An 18982-nucleotide genomic window follows, 5' to 3' on the forward strand; every position below is an offset into this window, starting at 1 on the left:
CTGGAAAACACCAAACAATCCGATAATCGACTGAGTGTTCGTTTATCGAACAGATTGTTATCTCCCTACCGATCTCCTGCGCTGATCGTTCCCACGCTCGGCGTGGGAACGATCAAAGAATCTGAAACCCGTCCTCAGGTCGCATCCGCATGGCTGACCATGCCCTTGATCACCACCGCAGTAGTCGCCAACGCAGCCGGAATCACCAGCGCCGTCAGCACCTGTTCGAAATTCCAGCCCAGGCCCAGCAACGTTGCGCCCATCCACGCACCGAGGATCGCGCCGAAACGGCCAATCCCGAGCATCCACGACACACCGGTCGCCCGCCCTTGAGTCGGGTAAAACCGCGCCGCCAGCGACGGCATCGCCGATTGCGCGCCGTTGACACACATCCCGGCCACCAGCACCAAGGTCGCCAGCAATGTGATGTTGCCCAGGCTCTGCCCTACCGCGTAGGCAAACACCCCGGCGAATAAGTAGAAAATGCCGATGACCTTGTGCGGATTGAACCGGTCCATCGCCCAGCCCACACCCACTGCGCTCAACACCCCACCGAACTGGAACAGCGCACCAATGAATGCGGCCTGCTCCATGCTCGCGCCACTGTCGCGCATCAGCGTCGGCAGCCAACTGGTCAGCAAGTAAACGATCACCAGGCCCATGAAGTACGTCAGCCACAGCAACAACGTGCCGGTGCTGTAAGTGCCGGAGAAGATCACCGCAAACACATTGCGCGCCTTCACGGTTTTCTGTTCCGGCACGCTGAAGCTCGAAGCCTGAGCCACCACCGTCGGGTCGATCGGCGCCAACGCCTTGCGCACTTTGTCCGTGCCGCGATTGCGCACCACCAGATAGCGCGCCGATTCCGGCAACCAGAACAGCAAGACGACAGCGAGGATCAGCGGCAGAATTCCGCCGATCATCAATAGACTGTGCCAGCCGAAGGCCGGGATCAGTTTGGCTGAGATGAACCCGCCACCGGCCATGCCAAGGTTGAAGCCGCAGAACATGCTGGTCACCAGCAGGGATTTCTTGCGCTCCGGGGTGTATTCGGACAGCAGCGTAGTGGCGTTCGGCATGCCGGCGCCCAGGCCCAGGCCGGTGAGGAAACGCAGCACCAGCAGTTGATCGACGTTGGTGCTATAGGCCGACGCCAGGCTGAAAGCGCCGAACAACAGCACCGCGCCCACCAGTACGACTTTTCGCCCGAAGCGGTCAGCCAACGGGCCAGAACCCAAGGCGCCGAAGACCATGCCGATCAACGCCGCACTCATCACCGGGCCGAGACTGGCGCGATCGATGCCCCAGTCCTGGGACAGTGCAGGCGCGATAAAACCCATGGCCGCGGTGTCGAGGCCATCGAGGAAAACAATCAGGAAACATAGAATCACCACCCGCCATTGGTAGCGCGAAATGGGTTGAGCGTTGATGAAGGACTGCACGTCGAGGCAGTTTCCTACGGCAGACTGAGGCTGGTTCATTATTTTTATTCCACGCAAGAACGCAGTCGAACAAGTGCCAGCCAGGGCTGACGCTGTCACTGGAAAAGGAGGTCGGGATCAGGCGATTCGGTTTCGGCAGCTAAACCGGTGGGAACAGCGACAGTCGGGAAACGTGCGCATGACGATGCCTCTTCTCATTATTATTGGGGCGTGATCCGGCGGCTGACTGAAGGCCAACAGTGCCGGATGACGCTGCCGCGACATTAATGATCCAAGGGAAAGAGCGTCAATTCGATAAACGCGACTCTGTGCGTTTATCGAACAGCTTAGGCAAAGAGTTGCGCGCTCAGATCACGACTGGCGCTTAGCAGACCGGGCAGGAAACGCTGTTCCAGCTCGCTGCGACTGACCCGGCCGGCGTGGGTGCTGACGTTTAACGCCGCCACCACTTGCCCGGAAGCGTCGTACACCGGAACGGCAATCGAGCGCAGGCCTTGCTCCAATTCCTGATCAACGATGCACCAGCCATGTTGCCGTACCTCTTGCAGGCATTCGAGCAACGCCTCGGGGGTATGCAAGGTGCGACTGGTCTTGGCTTGCAGCTCTGCATGGTCGAGGTATTCGCGCAGTGAGGTGTCGTCCAGCGCGGCGAGTAGAATCCTGCCCATGGACGTGCAATAGGCCGGTAAACGTCCACCCACCGAGAGGTCGACGGAAATCAGCCGCTGGGTGGTCGCCGAGCGCGCAATGTACAAAATGTCATCGCCTTCCAGCGTGGCCATGTTGCAGGCCTCATGCAGTTGCTCGCTCATGCGGTCCAGGTACGGCTGGGCAGAAACCGCCAATGGCGTCGACGACAAATAGGCATGGCCCAGGGTCAGTACTTTGGGCAGCAGCGAATAGGTACGTCCGTCGGTGGTGGCGTAGCCGAGCTTGATCAGGGTATGCAGGCAACGTCGCACTGCGGCGCGGGGAATTTCCGTGCGATGGCTGATCTGCGCAATGGTCAGGTGCCGCTTGCGCTCCTGGAACGCTTGCACCACCGCCAGACCACGGGCCAGGGAGGTCATGAAATCCGGGTCACCGGTCAAGGCCTGGATTCGCTTGGCGGGCGAGGCAACGATCGGCGGTGCCACTGAAGCGAAGGAATTGCGCATTTGATCGTTCATATCAGTTATTTCCCACACGGATCAGCGACTATTACAAGCGGCTCCCGGTCTGACACACAAGCCACCGGCCATCAACATTGGGCGATTATCGAACCGCAGGCCGATAATCGCAATCGATGGTTGCTTAGGGTGAGTCATACTGCTTTCACTCCTCATGCAATACGGTTGTTATTTTTGGTCGCTAATTTAAAGAAGCACAGGTGTACTAATTCATTCGGCTTAATGGCGCCAGAAAGTCACCACTGTAACTGGCATCACCTGCACCGTAGTTACCGGTAAAAGTTTGCGAGTAACAAAACAATCACACACGAGGAACTACTTTTAACTCTCAAGAGATAGTGTTCTTCGGATCGACCGCTATAATGCTTCTCAGTGGCGAGCGGTTTTTTACGTGCCGATTCTGCCAACCGGCAGCGCAATATCCATTGCCGCTGTCCGCAGCAAGCGCCTGACGCTCATTTCATATGCACCGCCAACGCGCTCGCTGAAACAGGAGACTGATGCTACGTCAGCTGTTTTTCTCTGGTGCCGTGGCCGCCTGCAACAAGGACGAATTGATTGCTCCGAGGGAACGATGCCGTGTCAGGCATTGTCCCTTCAACGAGCGTGGTCAATAAATCGATGCAGCGCGTTTCACCAGAATTAATCTCAACTCAATCAGGTAGCACTGTGACGAAAGACGAACTGCGCGCGGAACTTGAGCGCCAGGAACAACGTTACAAGGAAGTTTACGGCGGGGAAGTCACCACCTACGCCGCTCAGCCCGAACCCGAACGCAAACCCTGGCGTAAACGCGCCACCGTTCAGGACCAGGCCTTCTCCCAGGAATTGCAGAAGATGGAAAAGGAACTCAAAGCCGAAGAGCCATGACTGCTTCGGCCTGAATCCTTTCAAGAGCCTGCGCCTGCACCCGTTAAAAGCGGGTTGTATGGATGATGCTTTTCGCGCCCGCTACAAGCGGGCAGCGGTCCTCCTCATCCGTTGGATGAGGCAAATGGCTCATGTCTGACCCTTTTCCGAGAAATTTCATACAACGCGTTCAAGCCTCTCGCCTCGCAGGGAGAAACCCTTGTGGCTGCGGCCTTTCCAAGTAAATTCAACGACTTGTAAAACCCTGAAAAACCCCGGGCCTTGGGGGATTGCCACAAATTAATTCGTTGAAGAATGTTACCGATGAGCAGCAAGTGCATCGATTAGCAGTCTTTTCTGGCATAATCGCGCCCCCTTACGACCGGGTCAGAAAACCTTCATGATCGATTTATTCAGCGGACTGGATGCTTGGGTGCTTGTGAGCCTCTTGCTCGCCCTGGCCTTTGTCCTCGCCTTCGAGTTCATCAACGGCTTTCATGACACCGCAAACGCGGTGGCCACTGTTATCTACACCAAAGCCATGCCGCCTCATCTGGCAGTGTTCTTTTCCGGTGTGTTCAACTTCCTCGGCGTGCTGCTGGGCGGTGTGGGCGTGGCATATGCCATCGTCCATTTGCTGCCGGTAGAACTGCTGATCAATGTGAACACCGGTCATGGACTGGCCATGGTGTTCTCGTTGCTCGCCGCCGCCATCACCTGGAACCTGGGCACCTGGTACTTCGGTATCCCCGCCTCCAGCTCCCACACGCTGATCGGTTCGATCCTCGGTGTCGGTCTGGCGAACGCCTTGATCAACGATATTCCGTTGGCCGACGGCGTTAACTGGCAGAAGGCGATCGATATCGGTGCGTCCCTGGTGTTCTCGCCGATGGCCGGCTTCCTGGTCGCTGCCCTGGTGCTGATCGGCCTTAAATGGTGGCGTCCGCTGTCGAAGATGCACAAGACCCCGGAACAGCGCCGCAAGATCGACGACAAGAAACACCCGCCGTTCTGGAACCGCCTGGTGCTGGTGATTTCGGCGATGGCCGTCAGCTTCGTGCACGGCTCGAACGACGGCCAGAAAGGTATCGGCCTGATCATGCTGGTGCTGATCGGTATCGTGCCGGCCCAGTTCGTCCTTGACCTGAACAGCACCACCTACCAGATCGAGCGGACTCGCGATGCGACCCTGCACCTGAGCCAGTTCTACAAGCGCAATGCCGATACGCTGGGTGAATTCCTGGCCTTGGGCAAAAGCGTGGAAGGTGATCTGCCGGAGAAATTCCGTTGCAACCCGCAACAGACCGAACCGACCATCGCCGCCCTGCTCGACACTCTCAAAGGCGTAGCCGACTACCACTCGCTGCCGTCGGAAAGCCGCATTGAAGTGCGTCGCTACCTGCTCTGCCTGGACGACACGGCGAAGAAAGTCAGTAAGTTGCCTGGCCTCGCAGCCCGTGAAAAGGCGGACCTGGACAAGCTGCGCAAAGACCTGACCACCACCACCGAATATGCTCCGTTCTGGGTGATTCTGGCGGTCGCACTGGCACTGGGCCTGGGTACCATGGTGGGCTGGAAACGCGTGGTATTGACCATTGGCGAGAAGATCGGCAAGCAAGGCATGACCTATGCCCAAGGCATGTCGGCGCAGATCACCACCGCGTGCATGATCGGCCTGGCCAACATCTTCAGCCTGCCGGTTTCCACCACCCACGTTCTGTCTTCAGGCGTGGCTGGCACCATGGTCGCCAACAAAAGCGGCCTGCAAGGCGGCACTGTCAGAACCATCCTGCTGGCCTGGGTCCTGACCCTGCCAGCCACCGTGGCCCTGTCGGCCGGCCTGTTCTGGCTGGCGTCGAAGGCGCTGGGTAGCTGATACACCGCTACTGAAAAAGGCGCGTTCCGTGAGGTTCGCGCCTTTTTTATTGCTGCAATATCTGAGCTCGGCGCAGATCCCTGTGGGAGCGGGCTTGCCCGCGATGACGGCGACAGATCCGACATTGGTGTAACAGACATACCGCTATCGCGGGCAAGCCCGCTCCCACAGTTGCCGCATGCACCCGATAGAAATTCGCAGACAAAAAAAGGGCGACCGAAGTCGCCCAAAATGCCTTGCGTGCTCATTGCTCCAGAAAGACCTACGGTTATTTCCGCTTATGCGAATCCTTCCAGATAAAAAATCCAAACCCTGCAAAAAACAGAACCATGAGGCCGACTGTCAGCACTCCGGCGATCACCACGTTGTCGAAAAACATGACTAGCCTCCTGCACTTGCCCTGTTGCGATGGGGCTAAGTTAACCAATCGGGCAGGAGAGAAAATTGACCGGGATCAATGCCGCCCGAGACGGGCGTAAAAGGAAGGGAAATAACTGACCTGCATCAATCGATGCAGGGTGTTTCAACGCTTTTTCGGTTTGTTCTTCGGCTTTTTCTTCGCTTTGCCCAACGGCATCGCCTGCTCGAACGCCTGGCGCACTTCGTTCAGGCGCTTTTCATTAAGGTCATGAACCCGCTTGGCGCGTTCGGTGTTGAGGTCAATCAGCTTGTCATCTTGGCTCATGGCGTTCAGTGCATCGCTTGGAAATGAATTCAACTGCCGGTAAAGGCGACAGGATTACGCCAATAATGCGGTCTGGCGCGGGCGCTGACCAGTGATCCGACACTTCAGATTTCAATATCAACCCACAATCCCTGACGCGGCTGATCCTCCATCAACGGCACCACCGGTACGGTGTTGTCAGCATTGAGCTCATTACCGGGAATCGCCAGGTGTTCTTCGGGATCTTCATCGGCCTCACGACGGCGCCGCTCCCGTTCCTGCTGCCGACGCTGTTCCTCGCGCAGTTGCAGGCCCGCCTCTTCCGGATCGCGCTTTTGCAGGTCGATGGTGCTTTCGTTGGAGCTTTCCTGCACCGGCACCACGGGCGGAATATCCGGGCGCTGGCGGATCGGATCCTGCTGTGAGGTGATCGGTACGGCGCTCAAGGGGAGCATCGGTGGCAGCATATTATTAGTCTCCTGTCAGCAGGCTGTCGGCTGCGGGAATGTCGACTTGAGCCATCGGTCGCAAACTTGTGACCCGCCTGGCACCGTAGGAGCTGGTGCAGCCTGCGATCTTTTGATCTTCATCTCCCGAAAAGTTCGCATCCGCCCTCAGCGCACGCATGTAATCCTTTGGTCCTGCTGGCTCATTCCGTTAAGATAGCCCGCTTTTTCAAGGTGGGAGTCAGGCAGCATGGCGCAGCAGTATCAACCGGGGCAACGCTGGATCAGTGACAGCGAAGCCGAGCTGGGTTTGGGCACCGTTCTGGCACAGGACGGCCGCTTGTTGACCGTGCTCTACCCGGCCACTGGCGAGACCCGCCAGTACGCGCTACGGAATGCGCCCCTCACCCGCGTGCGGTTTTCACCGGGTGACAGCATCACTCACTTCGAAGGCTGGAAACTGACCGTACAAGAAGTCGACGATGTCGATGGCCTGCTGGTCTACCACGGCCTCAACGCGCAGAACGAAGTGGTCACCCTGCCGGAAACCCAGCTGTCGAACTTCATTCAGTTCCGTCTGGCCAGCGACCGTTTGTTCGCCGGACAGATCGACCCGCTCGCCTGGTTCTCCCTGCGATACAACACCCTGGAACACACCAGCCGCCAGTTGCAGTCCTCCCTTTGGGGCCTGGGCGGCGTGCGGGCGCAACCGATCGCGCACCAGTTGCACATCGCCCGTGAAGTCGCCGACCGCATCGCGCCACGCGTTCTGCTGGCAGACGAAGTGGGCCTGGGCAAGACCATCGAAGCCGGTCTGGTGATCCATCGCCAATTGCTCTCGGGCCGCGCCAATCGCGTGTTGATCCTGGTGCCGGAAAACCTGCAGCACCAGTGGCTGGTGGAGATGCGCCGCCGCTTCAACCTGCAAGTCGCGCTGTTCGACGAAGAACGCTTCATCGAAAGCGATGCCGCCAACCCGTTCGAAGACACCCAGCTTGCATTGGTTGCGCTCGAATGGCTGGTGGACGACGAAAAGGCCCAGGACGCATTGTTCGCGGCTGGCTGGGATTTGTTGGTGGTCGACGAAGCGCACCACTTGGTGTGGCACGAAGACCAGGTCAGCCCTCAGTACTCCCTGGTGGAGCAACTGGCCGAAGTCATTCCCGGCGTATTGCTGCTGACCGCGACCCCGGAACAACTGGGTCAGGACAGCCACTTCGCCCGTCTGCGCCTGCTCGACCCGAACCGTTTCCATGACCTGCACGCCTTCCGCGCCGAAAGCGAAAACTATCGCCCGGTGGCCGAAGCCGTTCAGGAGCTGCTGGACAAAGGGCGCCTGTCGCCTGAAGCGCACAAGACCATCCACGGTTTCCTCGGCAACGAAGGCGAAGCCCTGCTGACCGCCGTCAATGATGGCGACACCGAAGCCAGCGCCCGTCTGGTCCGCGAATTGCTGGACCGTCACGGCACCGGCCGCGTGCTGTTCCGTAACACCCGCGCCGCCGTGCAGGGTTTCCCGGAACGCAAACTGCACCCGTACCCGCTGCCGTGCCCGGCCGAATACCTCGAACTGCCATTGGGCGATCACGCCGAGCTGTACCCGGAAGTCAGCTTCCAGGCCCAGCCGGATGCCAATGAAGAAGAGCGCTGGTGGAAATTCGACCCACGCGTCGAGTGGCTGATCGACACCCTGAAGATGCTCAAGCGCACCAAAGTGCTGGTGATCTGCGCCCACGCCGAAACCGCCATGGATTTGGAAGACGCCCTGCGCGTACGTTCCGGCATTCCGGCCACGGTCTTCCACGAAGGCATGAACATCCTCGAGCGTGACCGCGCCGCCGCCTACTTCGCCGACGAAGAATTCGGCGCTCAGGTGCTGATCTGCTCGGAAATCGGCAGTGAAGGTCGCAACTTCCAGTTCTCGCACCATCTGGTGCTGTTCGACCTGCCGTCGCACCCGGACCTGCTGGAGCAGCGTATCGGTCGTCTCGACCGGATCGGTCAGAAGCACATCATCGAACTGCACGTGCCGTATCTGGAAACCAGCCCGCAAGAACGGCTGTACCAGTGGTACCACGAAGCGCTGAACGCCTTCCTCAACACCTGCCCGACCGGCAACGCCTTGCAGCATCAGTTCGGCCCGCGCCTGCTGCCGCTGTTGGAAAACGCCGACGATGGCGAGTGGCAAGCGCTGATCGATGAAGCCCGCGCCGAACGTGAGCGTCTGGAAGCTGAACTGCACACCGGTCGCGACCGCTTGCTGGAACTCAACTCCGGCGGCGCTGGCGAAGGTGATGCGCTGGTCGAGGACATCCTCGAACAAGATGATCAGTTCGCCCTGCCGATCTACATGGAAACCCTGTTTGACGCCTTCGGCATCGACAGCGAAGACCATTCGGAAAACGCGCTAATCCTCAAGCCAAGCGAAAAAATGCTCGACGCCAGTTTCCCGCTGGGCGACGACGAAGGCGTGACCATCACCTACGACCGCAACCAGGCGCTGTCTCGCGAAGATATGCAATTCATCACCTGGGAACATCCGATGGTTCAGGGCGGCATGGACCTGGTCCTGTCCGGCTCGATGGGCAACACCGCCGTGGCGCTGATCAAGAACAAGGCGCTGAAACCGGGCACCGTGTTGCTGGAACTGCTCTACGTCAGCGAAGTGGTTGCCCCGCGTTCGCTGCAACTGGGCCGTTACCTGCCGCCGGCCGCCCTGCGCTGCCTGCTCGATGCCAACGGCAATGACCTGTCGACGCGAGTGTCGTTCGAAACCCTGAACGATCAACTGGAAAGCGTGCCCCGCGCCAGCGCCAACAAGTTCATCCAGGCCCAGCGCGACCAGCTGACGCCACGGATCAACGCCGGCGAAGAGAAAATCACCCCGCGTCACGCCGAGCGCGTGGCCGAGGCGCAACGTCGTCTGGCGGCGGATACCGACGAAGAACTGGCACGCCTGACCGCGTTGCAAGCGGTCAACCCGACCGTGCGCGACAGCGAACTGGTTGCCCTGCGCAAGCAACGTGAGCAAGGTCTGGCCATGCTCGACAAAGCAGCGCTGCGACTGGAAGCGATTCGGGTGTTGGTGGCGGGTTAAGTTTCTCTGCTCCACCACTAAAAAGAAGGCCCGCAGCGATGCGGGCCTTTTTTTGTCTGCTTGATTGTTGCGGTGTTCTTGAGGGCCTCATCGCGGGCAAGCCCGCTCCCACAGGGCTTCGGGTGAATGCAAGTTTTGTGAACAACCGAGATCACTGTGGGAGCGGGCTTGCCCGCGATGGCGGTTAAGCAGTCGCCACAGCAACGCCAGGCTCAACCACCGCGACCAACCCTTCCTTCATCCGCTTCGCATCCCTTACAAAACACCGCGAAGCCAAAAACAGAAACACCATGGTAAAGAACAGCGCCACCGGAATCAGGTACATCGCGTCATGCAAACCAACAGCCTTGAACGCTTCAGTCATCTGCTCAGCACCAGCCGATAGCATGGCCGTGTGCGCGAAGTGATCCGACAATCCGCCCACCACCACCGGCCCCAACCCACCCCCCAACAGATACAACCCGGCAAAGAACAACGCCATCGCCGTGGCCCGCAGGCGCGGCTCGACCACGTCCTGGATCGCTGTATACACGCAGGTATAGAAGTTGTAGGCGAACAACCAACCCAAGCTGAACACCGCAACAAATACCCCAATCTCGATCCGTCCGGCGTGCAGCGCCCACGCTGTGCACACGGTCGAAATGATCAGGCTGAACGCCGCGAACAGCAGCCGCCCATTGGCCACGCGCTGGTGAATCTTGTCGGCAATCCAGCCGCCAAGCGTCAGGCCGAACAGTCCGGTCACCCCGACGATCACTCCGGTGGCCACTGCTGCGTCCTGCAACGGCATCAGGAAATAACGCTGCAGCATTGGCACCAGAAACGAGTTGCAGGCATAGGTCGCGAAGTTGAAGCACAGCCCCGCCATCACCAGCCACAGGAAAGTCGGCACCGCCAGCACTCGACGGATCGGCCGGTCCACGCGCTCCTGAGACACTTGCACGCTTTCCGCCGCACCGCGTTTCGGCTCCTTAATGAAGAACATGAACACTGCGAGGATCAGCCCCGGCACTGCCGCGATAAAGAACGGCGCGCGCCAGCTGTCGAACGCCTTGACCATCCAGCCGATGGTGAAAAACGCCAGCAGTAATCCCAGCGGCAGGCCAAGCATGAAAATGCCCATGGCCCGCGCCCTACGATGAGCCGGGAATAAATCGCCGATCAGCGAGTTGGCGGCCGGTGCATAACTGGCTTCACCGATGCCGATGCCCATGCGCACGATCAGGAAACTCCAGAAACTGCCCACCAGCCCGTTGATCGCAGTCAGCCCGCTCCAGGCTGCCAGACCCCAACCCATCAACTTGCTGCGCGAACCGGTATCGGCCAATCGCCCCAGGGGCAGGCCGGCAATGGCGTAAACGATGGTGAATGCGGTCCCGATGATCCCCAGTTGAAAGTCGCTGAGGTGCCATTCCATGCGGATCGGCTCGATGATGATGGCTGGAATGGTGCGATCGAAGAAGTTGAACAGGTTGGCCAGGAACAGCAGGAACAGAATGCGCCAGGCATTCGCCGCTTGGGTCGAGTTCTGCATGGGTCCGTCTCTTTATTGTTATTGGGCTTCACTGCCAACGCATTCGAGCCCGGAACCGTCAATCTAGACAGGCCCATCAGCGCTGTCTGTAATTATTCGTAATGCTGATACCCATCCATGGCAGCCAATGCGACCCATGCAACAATTCATTTCCAATTGTTCTAGAGGCCATTCCAAAAACATTGGCACTAATGTGCCACCACCCCTTGCGCTCCTTGCAAGGCCTCTATACTGCAAGCATTCGCCAGCGTGAATGGCGCAGGCCAGGATGATTCAGAGATGGGGCATGCTATGGAGTGGCTTGGTTTGCATTTCATGACCGGGCTACCGGAGAGCGGGCAGGTCATACTCAATTGCACCCATAACCCTTTTCTGGTGTTGCTGGCTTATCTGGTGGCTTGCGCGGCCGGCTTCGCCACGCTGGACATGACCGAGCGGGTCGGTCATGTGGAAAAATCCGCCTCCCAACGACTCTGGCGCTGGGTCGGTGCCGGGTGTCTGGCAGGCGGTATCTGGGCCATGCACTTCATCAGCATGCTGGCGTTCCAGGCGCCGATCGAAATCCATTACCACCTGCCCACTACCCTGCTCTCGCTGTTATTCGCCCTGACCGCCTCGTGGCTGGCCATGCACACCCTCAGCCATCCTCAGCTGAATTTCTGGCAATACCTGCGGGCCGCGGTATGGATCGGCCTGGGCATCGCAACCATGCATTACGTGGGCATGGCCGCCCTGCGATCGAATGCGATGGCCTACTACCAACCCGTGCTGTTCGTGCTTTCCATTGTGATCGCCATCGGTGCCAGCCTGGCCGCCCTGTTGATTTCCAGTCACCTGCGCGATGGCGCCGGCGTGTTTCATCAATTGCTCAAATACACCGCCAGCCTGGTGCTCGGGGCCGGCATCGTCAGCATGCATTTCACCGGCATGGCGGCATTCAACCTGGTGCTGCCCGCTGGCAGTCTTCAGCCGCTGCCCAGCGACAACAATCACCTGCAACTGGGGCTGACGGTGGCGGTGATGACGCTGCTGATCATCGGCAGCAGCATCAGCGCTGCACTGGCAGACAAAAAGCTGCAACACAAGGAGCATGACCTGCAGCGGGTCAACGCTCTGCTCAGTCAACTGGATCAGGCGCGCATGTCGCTGCAACAGGTGGCGCACTACGACCCCTTGACCAACCTGATCAACCGCCGAGGCTTCAACCAGATCTTCGCCGAGAAACTCATCGAGAAAACCAACGAAGGCGGCATGCTGGCGGTGATGTTCCTCGACATCGACCACTTCAAGCGGATCAATGACAGCCTCGGCCATGACGCCGGCGACGAATTGCTCAAAGTCCTGGCCGGCCACATCAAGGCCTCGGTGCGCAGTCACGAAGACGTGGTGGCGCGCTTCGGAGGCGACGAATTCTGCATCCTCATCACCCTGTACGACCGTGAAGAAGCGCGGCAAATGGCCCAGCGCATCATGCTGAAAATGAAGGAGCCCATCGAGTTGTCCGGACGGCGCATGGTCATGACCACCAGCATCGGCATCAGCCTGTTTCCGGAAGACGGCAAGACCAGTGAAGAACTGCTGAAAAACGCCGACCTGGCGCTATACCAGTCCAAAGACTGCGGTCGCAATGCCCTGCATTTTTTCAGTTCAAACCTGAAAACCCGCGCCACCCTGGAGTTGCAACTCGAAGAGGAATTGCGCCACGCCCTGCGCGAAAACACCGGGTTGATGCTGTATTACCAACCCATCTATGACCTGAGAATCGGCCAGGTCACCAAACTTGAAGCACTGATTCGCTGGCAACACCCGGTTCACGGATTACTCACGCCGGATCGGTTCATCGCCATTGCCGAAGCCAATGGCCTGATCGCCGACCTGGACAACTGGGTGCTGCGCAAGGCCTGCGAGGACTTGGGCGAGCTGTCCCGCCACGACTGCGAAGAACTCAGAATCGCGGTGAATTGCTCGCCTCTGAACCTGGCGCGAGAAGAACTGGCCAATGAAATCGAACACGCCCTGCACGCCTTCGGGGTGGCGCCACACCGGCTGGAACTGGAAGTCACCGAAAATGCGTTGATGGGCAATATCACCAACACCCTGGTATTGCTGCGGCAGATTCGCGCCCTCGGGGTCTCCTTGTCGATCGATGACTTCGGCACCGGCTATTCATCCCTGGCCTACCTCAGGCGCCTGCCATTAAACACGTTGAAGATCGACCGCTCGTTCATTCAGGACATCCCCAAGGCCACCCAGGACATGGAAATCGTCCAGGCCATCATCGTCATGGCCCACACACTGCATTTACAGGTCGTCACCGAAGGCGTCGAAACCTTCGAGCAATACGACTTTCTTGAACGCCATGGCTGCGATTTCGTTCAGGGCTACCTGCTCAGCCGTCCGGTGCCGCTGGCCGAGTTGCGTCCGGTGCTGGCAGAAATCAATCAGCGCAAGCACATGCACACCGTCAATCCTTTGAGTCTGGCTCGCGGTATAGCTGCACTAGCGTCGACGGATCCTTTTCCAGGAACCCCTGCCCCCCATGGAGGCGCATCAGTTGTGCGGCCAATCCGCTGATCGGCGTGGCCGAGCCTTGTTCGCGGGAGAATTTCACGGCGGTGTCGAGGTCCTTGAGCAGCGTGCGCACGTGCCATTTCACCGGCTCGAAACGGCTTTCGGCCATTTGCGGCGCGAGAATCTGCAAGGGTTTTGAATCGGCGAAACCACCGGCCAACGCTTCGGCGATCAGGCGTGCATCGACCCCGGAACGCTCGGCCAGGGCTACCACTTCGGCAATGACCAAGGCATTGCACGCCACGATCATCTGATTGCAGGCCTTGGTCACCTGCCCCGCACTGACGGCGCCCATGTGGGTCACGCGCTGGCCAAGGGTCAACAACACCGGCCGCACGCGCTCAAGGTCTGCCGCTTCGCCACCGACCATGATCGCCAGGCTGCCGGCCTCGGCACCGACCACCCCGCCGGACACTGGCGCATCGAGCCAACTCATACCGGCTTTACTGGCCAATGCGCTTGCCATTTCCCGCGTCGCGGTGGGTTCCAGGCTGGAAAAATCCACCAGCAACTGGCCGCTTTTCGCCCCCTCGGCAACGCCTGCCGGGCCAAACACCACCTCACGTACAACAGCAGTGTCGGCCAGACACAGCATCACCAGGTCCGCGTGCTGACACAGTTCAGCCGGTGTCGCCACTTGCTGCGCTCCGGCCTCGACCAGCGCTACGCACTTGTCGGGGTTGCGGTTCCACACCGTCAGCGGATAACCCGCCGCCAACAGGCGTCGGCACATTGGCAAACCCATCAGGCCGATACCGGCAAACCCCAGCGAAGGTAACGCTGCCATCATTTAGCCTCTTTTTGATTAAAGATCATCGGATATTGGCCGATTCATCATGATTAAGGAAAGGATTCCCCCAGCGATGCTCAGGCCCAGGCCCTGACGCTTGGGCCACATTCGCGCTGCAAAAAGACGCGAGATCTCATTCCGTGATGACTCGATGACACTTGTCGCCGAGCCGACCAGTCCAGGTATATGGCGCACAATGACTTCTAAAAACAATCCGGCCACCGCGGTATCCGACCTGACCCTGAGCCCCGCGGCGAACAGCCCCTCATCGTCGAAGCCATTGACCCCGTCGCGTCCGCTGGCGACTCAGCAATACCTGTATTTCACCGAAACCAACACCGACCGTATCCTCGACAACCTCGACGGCCTGCGCGATCTGGTGTTCCCGCGTCCACCGCACCTGGAAGGCGACAGCGAACAACACAGCGATCAGGAATTCCCGTCGGTGTGCCTGATCGGGCTGGGCCGCTGCGGTTCGAACATCGCGCTGGACGTGGCGGAACTGGTGTACAACGCCCGCAAGTTCTACCTCAACGAATTCAACAACGAAGACCGCCTGTCGCCGGACAAACGCTACGCCGAAAAGGGTTACAGCCCGGCGCAGTGGATCCGCAACAACCTGCGCCTGGGGTCGAACAAGGCCAGCAAACCGGTGTTCCTGGTCGAGCCGCTGGTGATGCTCGGCGACTTGGACAAAGACATCGCCGGCCGCATCCGTTTCTCGCGCAAGGGCGAAAAAAGCGGCTTTTTGCGCGACTACAGCAAAATGAAAATCATGGACTTGTCGGAAGTCCACGCCGGTGGCGCCGGTAACGCGCCGATCCTTGGCCAGTACCTGGCCAAGATCATCCTGAACAAGGATACCCAGCGGTTTTCCAGCCCTGACTGGAAGATGATTCACTCGTACCTGATCGACAGCTGCGGGATCAAGGCCAATCAGTCGCGCCTGTATTTCTCGATTTTCAGTGCCGGCGGCGGTACCGGTTCGGGCATGGCCTCGGAATTCGGCCTGGCCCAGCAACACTCGTACATGAACAAGACGTTCGACACCAAGCCGATGGACGAGCACGACAGCAAGAGCGGTCATTCCTTCGTCTTCGAGCCGATCTTCACCAGCGGCATTTGCGTACTGCCGAACATTTCCGATCACCGCAGCGAAATGTCCGAGGCGCTGCACATCAACGCCGGCCGTCTGCTGTGCAAATACCTGTCGGAAGAGTGGGACTTCTCCTACAACTTCGCCAATGAAGACAGCAGCGAAGCCAGCGTCATGGGCCGTATTCGCCCATGGAACGCGATGATGCTGATCTCCAACGACATCATGCGTTACGCCGAAGAAAGCGATGACGGCAACATCCAGAACATTGATGTCAATGCCATGGAAAAGCACGCCAACCAGTACATCTCACAGCAGATCTTCAACATTCTGACAGCGCAGGCGGTCACCACCGACTACGACCAGAACTATTTCCGTCGCGCCGGCATCGACATCGGCGAAACCATTCGCCTGGACGCCAACGACCTGTTCATGAGCCTGGCCGGCCCGGTGGCGATTGCCTACGCCGAATCCGTGGTGCCGGAAACTCCGCCGCCGAGCAGCGACAAGTTCAAAGTCTTCGAGAAAGAGCCACAGCGCCTGAACATCGACGATCTGTTCTTCCGCTCCATCGACCTGCCGCACTTCAACAAGGTCACCCAGGCGATCGAAGGCATCAGCCTGTTGCCGATCGAGTCCAAGCGCTATCGCGCCTCGCTTGAGCAGTACAAGAATTCGGGCTATGACGCAGCCGCGTTGCACGACCTGCACTTCTTCAAGAATTGCTCGTCGGTGGTGTCGATTGTTTCGTTGCCCAAGGACTACAAGCTGTCCTACATGGACCTGAACCGGTTGAAGACCCATCTCAACAGCCTGTTCCCCAATACCACGCTCAAGCGTTATGCGCTGGTGATCGGCGCCTCGGCCAACTTGTCGCTGACCACTTTGATCGCCAAGAGCCCGTGCCTGTCGGACGACTTTCTGACCCTGATCGTCGCCTTCATCAAGCGCTGCTTCGCGAAAAACCCGTACCGCTTCGACGAGACGCTGGATAACTCGATCCTGGACTTCATCATCAATGAAGACTTCGACGAAGACCGCATCGACGAACTGCTCAACGAATTCGAAAACCCGGCGAAGATCCTCGACACCAACTGGTACGCGATCAAACCGATGTACGAGAAGAAGTACCGTGAGCTGATCAACGACAAGGACAAGTTCGTCTCGATCAATGACATCCGCCTCTCTCGGGATTGTGTGAAGAAGGCGATCAAGTATCTGCGCGAGATTTACCGTCACCGGATTGGCAAGACCAAGGTTATTTCTTTGAATAACCACACGGGTAAGACCGCTTAGTTAGCGGCGCGCCCAATCGCGAGCAGGCTCGCTCCCACAGGGGACCGCGTTCTTTCAGGAGGAATGCGATCACATTGTGGGAGCGCGCCTGCTCGCGATGGCGGCATAAGCATCAACACAAATCCCAACATCCAGAAACAATTAAGCAGCCCATCGGCTGCTCAATAAACTGTTCCCGTTACGTTTACGTCACCCTCGCCAAGACCCTTCTGTGGCCTTTCTCTACGGCAACATGCCATCACGCTACTCGCCTACACACTTTTAACCGGCAAACCAGCGCACCAATTAAGTGCAAGCATTCAGCTCGTCGCCCTTTCCTGGATCAGAATCCACGGCGAAACCACCACGGCCCAAAGCTCCGGATCGCGTTCAAAAAGATCCAACGCCCGCGTTTCAGACAGTTTGGCGACCTTGTCGGCGGCCAGCCAGGCAGCGACTTTCTCGCCTTCATCGGTTGCCACTGCTTCTGCTGCAGCGATCAAATCCAGGCCTGGATCGACCCACAATAGGGCACCCCTGGCGAAGAACGGCTCCAACTCTTTCCAGGTAATAGATGCGGTCTCACCAAGCAGCTTGGCATAGAGGGTGCTAGGTTCTTGAGTCATGGGTTTCTGTCCGCGAAGAAAATCGACGTGAATGATAACGTCGGTATTGCGCCAGAAAAACCCGGATGCAATTGCGTTACCGATTGAAAAACGTAGGAAAGCCAAGGATTGCTGCTGAATCAAGCATTAGCCAGCTAACATCCCGCCGCGATTCTGTCTTTTTCTTTCAATAAAGCGACACCCTCAGGTTTTGCCCCCTGGCGCCAGCTTCCCAGGCCAACAATCGGCGCTCTACACTGTACCGGTACAGTTGCCGGGGGCATTTTCCGGAGGATATCGACGATATCTGACCCGGTTCTGCTGCTACGGCGCCAGGACTATAAAAACTACAACAGTAAGAGTGGAGCACTATGACTAAGGCTACTAAGCAGATTTCAAAACTGTTTGCCGCTATGGTTCTGGCCGGGGTTGCCAGCCATTCGTTCGCCGCTGACACCATCAAGATCGGCATCGCCGGCCCTAAAACCGGCCCTGTAGCCCAATACGGCGACATGCAGTTCAGTGGCTCCAAAATGGCCATCGAACAAATCAATGCCAAGGGCGGCGTAAACGGCAAGAAACTCGAAGCCGTTGAATACGATGACGCCTGTGATCCAAAACAAGCGGTTGCGGTCGCGAACAAAGTCGTCAATGACGGCGTCAAGTTCGTGGTCGGTCACCTGTGCTCCAGCTCCACTCAACCGGCTTCGGACATCTACGAAGACGAAGGCGTGATCATGATCACCCCGGCTGCCACCAGCCCGGACATCACTGCCCGTGGTTACAAAATGATCTTCCGCACCATCGGTCTGGACAGCGCCCAGGGCCCTGCCGCCGGTAACTACATTGCCGATCACGTCAAACCGAAAATCGTCGCTGTTCTGCACGACAAACAGCAATACGGTGAAGGCATCGCCAGCGCAGTGAAGAAAACCCTTGAAGCCAAAGGCGTCAAGGTTGCCGTGTTCGAAGGTATCAATGCCGGCGACAAAGACTTCTCCTCGATGATTTCCAAGCTCAAGCAAGCCAACGTCGACTTTGTCTACTACGGCGGTTACCACCCGGAACTGGGTCTGATCCTGCGTCAATCCCAGGAAAAAGGCCTGAAAGCCAAGTTCATGGGCCCGGAAGGCGTGGGTAACGACTCCATTTCGCAGATCGCCAAGGAGTCTTCCGAAGGCCTGCTGGTGACCCTGCCGAAATCCTTCGACCAGGATCCGGCCAACATCGCCCTGGCTGACGCGTTCAAAGCCAAGAAAGAAGACCCGAGCGGTCCGTTCGTATTCCCGTCCTACTCCGCTGTCCAGGTGATTGCCCAGGCCATCACCACGGCCAAGAGCGAAGACGCAGGCAAAGTGGCTGAAGCCATCCATGCCGGCACCTTCAAGACCCCAACGGGTGACCTGAGCTTCGATGCGAAGGGCGACCTGAAGGACTTCAAGTTCGTGGTCTACGAGTGGCACTTCGGCAAACCTAAAACTGAAGTTTCGCCTCAGTAAGGCCTTGCCTGACTGACTGCCAATAAAGCCCACGGCGTGCCGTGGGCTTTGTTTTACGAACGTATTGGG

Annotated in this window: 14 protein-coding genes; 6 read left to right on the forward strand and 8 right to left on the reverse strand. The window is 58.5% G+C overall.

The features are described from left to right. Positions 1-134: 134 nt before the first annotated feature. Positions 135-1481: a 4-hydroxybenzoate transporter PcaK gene (locus AB4O41_RS10705; RefSeq protein WP_095054391.1), complete on the reverse strand. Its 1347-nt coding sequence runs from the start codon at positions 1479-1481 to the stop codon at positions 135-137. Between the two features lie 287 nt (positions 1482-1768). Further along, positions 1769-2611, reverse strand: coding sequence for a pca regulon transcriptional regulator PcaR (pcaR, locus tag AB4O41_RS10710; protein WP_460147701.1), 843 nt, complete (start codon positions 2609-2611; stop codon positions 1769-1771). A 669-nt stretch (positions 2612-3280) separates the two neighbouring features. On the opposite strand from pcaR, the gene AB4O41_RS10715 reads away from it, so the two are divergent. Together AB4O41_RS10715 and AB4O41_RS10720 are read left to right on the forward strand one after the other, a co-directional pair. After that, a complete protein-coding gene (locus AB4O41_RS10715) occupies positions 3281-3481 on the forward strand; it encodes a hypothetical protein (protein WP_007903846.1) in 201 nt (66 codons plus the stop codon). 379 nt (positions 3482-3860) lie between these two features. Further along, positions 3861-5336: an inorganic phosphate transporter gene (locus AB4O41_RS10720; protein ID WP_460147702.1), complete on the forward strand. Its 1476-nt coding sequence runs from the start codon at positions 3861-3863 to the stop codon at positions 5334-5336. A 268-nt stretch (positions 5337-5604) separates the two neighbouring features. Here the strand turns inward: AB4O41_RS10720 and ccoM are convergent, their stop codons facing one another. From ccoM to AB4O41_RS10735, 3 genes are all read right to left on the reverse strand, one after another. Next, a complete protein-coding gene (ccoM, locus tag AB4O41_RS10725; protein ID WP_277397045.1) occupies positions 5605-5715 on the reverse strand; it encodes a cytochrome c oxidase subunit CcoM in 111 nt (36 codons plus the stop codon). 144 nt (positions 5716-5859) lie between these two features. Next, a complete protein-coding gene (locus tag AB4O41_RS10730) occupies positions 5860-6021 on the reverse strand; it encodes a hypothetical protein (protein ID WP_007906621.1) in 162 nt (53 codons plus the stop codon). Between the two features lie 104 nt (positions 6022-6125). Continuing rightward, entirely contained in the window at positions 6126-6467 is a 342-nt protein-coding gene (locus AB4O41_RS10735) for a hypothetical protein (protein ID WP_052966937.1), read from the reverse strand. Positions 6468-6696: 229 nt separating this feature from the next. Here AB4O41_RS10735 and rapA point away from each other — a divergent pair, with 229 nt between their 5' ends. Next, positions 6697-9543, forward strand: coding sequence for an RNA polymerase-associated protein RapA (gene rapA / locus AB4O41_RS10740; protein ID WP_123719763.1), 2847 nt, complete (start codon positions 6697-6699; stop codon positions 9541-9543). Between the two features lie 184 nt (positions 9544-9727). On the opposite strand, the gene AB4O41_RS10745 is transcribed toward rapA, so the two are convergent. Next, on the reverse strand, positions 9728-11077 hold the full coding sequence (locus AB4O41_RS10745) for a spinster family MFS transporter (RefSeq protein WP_460147703.1): 1350 nt from the start codon (positions 11075-11077) through the stop codon (positions 9728-9730). A gap of 291 nt (positions 11078-11368) precedes the next feature. Here AB4O41_RS10745 and AB4O41_RS10750 point away from each other — a divergent pair, with 291 nt between their 5' ends. Further along, a complete protein-coding gene (locus tag AB4O41_RS10750) occupies positions 11369-13651 on the forward strand; it encodes a putative bifunctional diguanylate cyclase/phosphodiesterase (RefSeq protein WP_460147704.1) in 2283 nt (760 codons plus the stop codon). Here the strand turns inward: AB4O41_RS10750 and AB4O41_RS10755 are convergent. Beyond that, on the reverse strand, positions 13542-14438 hold the full coding sequence (locus AB4O41_RS10755) for an NAD(P)-dependent oxidoreductase (RefSeq protein WP_460147705.1): 897 nt from the start codon (positions 14436-14438) through the stop codon (positions 13542-13544). The two genes, AB4O41_RS10750 and AB4O41_RS10755, sit on opposite strands and share 110 nt — an antisense overlap. Positions 14439-14634: 196 nt before the next feature. Here AB4O41_RS10755 and AB4O41_RS10760 point away from each other — a divergent pair, with 196 nt between their 5' ends. Next, positions 14635-16830, forward strand: coding sequence for a hypothetical protein (locus AB4O41_RS10760; RefSeq protein ID WP_460147706.1), 2196 nt, complete (start codon positions 14635-14637; stop codon positions 16828-16830). A gap of 299 nt (positions 16831-17129) precedes the next feature. On the opposite strand, the gene AB4O41_RS10765 is transcribed toward AB4O41_RS10760, so the two are convergent. Beyond that, entirely contained in the window at positions 17130-17435 is a 306-nt protein-coding gene (locus tag AB4O41_RS10765; RefSeq protein ID WP_007906642.1) for a DUF2288 domain-containing protein, read from the reverse strand. Between the two features lie 350 nt (positions 17436-17785). On the opposite strand from AB4O41_RS10765, the gene AB4O41_RS10770 reads away from it, so the two are divergent. Further along, positions 17786-18913: a branched-chain amino acid ABC transporter substrate-binding protein gene (locus tag AB4O41_RS10770; protein WP_460147707.1), complete on the forward strand. Its 1128-nt coding sequence runs from the start codon at positions 17786-17788 to the stop codon at positions 18911-18913. Positions 18914-18982: the final 69 nt, after the last annotated feature.

It is taken from the genome of Pseudomonas sp. S2_A02, assembly GCF_054668495.1.

Excerpts from the sequence above, each read along its gene's own strand:
- AB4O41_RS10705 (WP_095054391.1), bottom strand. The coding sequence starts at position 1,481 with ATGAACCAGCCTCAGTCTGCCGTAGGAAACTGCCTCGACGTGCAGTCC.
- pcaR (WP_460147701.1), bottom strand. The coding sequence starts at position 2,611 with ATGAACGATCAAATGCGCAATTCCTTCGCTTCAGTGGCACCGCCGATC.
- AB4O41_RS10745 (WP_460147703.1), bottom strand. The coding sequence starts at position 11,077 with ATGCAGAACTCGACCCAAGCGGCGAATGCCTGGCGCATTCTGTTCCTG.
- AB4O41_RS10765 (WP_007906642.1), bottom strand. The coding sequence starts at position 17,435 with ATGACTCAAGAACCTAGCACCCTCTATGCCAAGCTGCTTGGTGAGACC.
- AB4O41_RS10730 (WP_007906621.1), bottom strand. The coding sequence starts at position 6,021 with ATGAGCCAAGATGACAAGCTGATTGACCTCAACACCGAACGCGCCAAG.
- AB4O41_RS10760 (WP_460147706.1), top strand. The coding sequence starts at position 14,635 with ATGACTTCTAAAAACAATCCGGCCACCGCGGTATCCGACCTGACCCTG.
- AB4O41_RS10755 (WP_460147705.1), bottom strand. The coding sequence starts at position 14,438 with ATGATGGCAGCGTTACCTTCGCTGGGGTTTGCCGGTATCGGCCTGATG.
- AB4O41_RS10770 (WP_460147707.1), top strand. The coding sequence starts at position 17,786 with ATGACTAAGGCTACTAAGCAGATTTCAAAACTGTTTGCCGCTATGGTT.
- AB4O41_RS10735 (WP_052966937.1), bottom strand. The coding sequence starts at position 6,467 with ATGCTGCCACCGATGCTCCCCTTGAGCGCCGTACCGATCACCTCACAG.
- AB4O41_RS10750 (WP_460147704.1), top strand. The coding sequence starts at position 11,369 with ATGGAGTGGCTTGGTTTGCATTTCATGACCGGGCTACCGGAGAGCGGG.
- rapA (WP_123719763.1), top strand. The coding sequence starts at position 6,697 with ATGGCGCAGCAGTATCAACCGGGGCAACGCTGGATCAGTGACAGCGAA.
- AB4O41_RS10720 (WP_460147702.1), top strand. The coding sequence starts at position 3,861 with ATGATCGATTTATTCAGCGGACTGGATGCTTGGGTGCTTGTGAGCCTC.
- ccoM (WP_277397045.1), bottom strand. The coding sequence starts at position 5,715 with ATGTTTTTCGACAACGTGGTGATCGCCGGAGTGCTGACAGTCGGCCTC.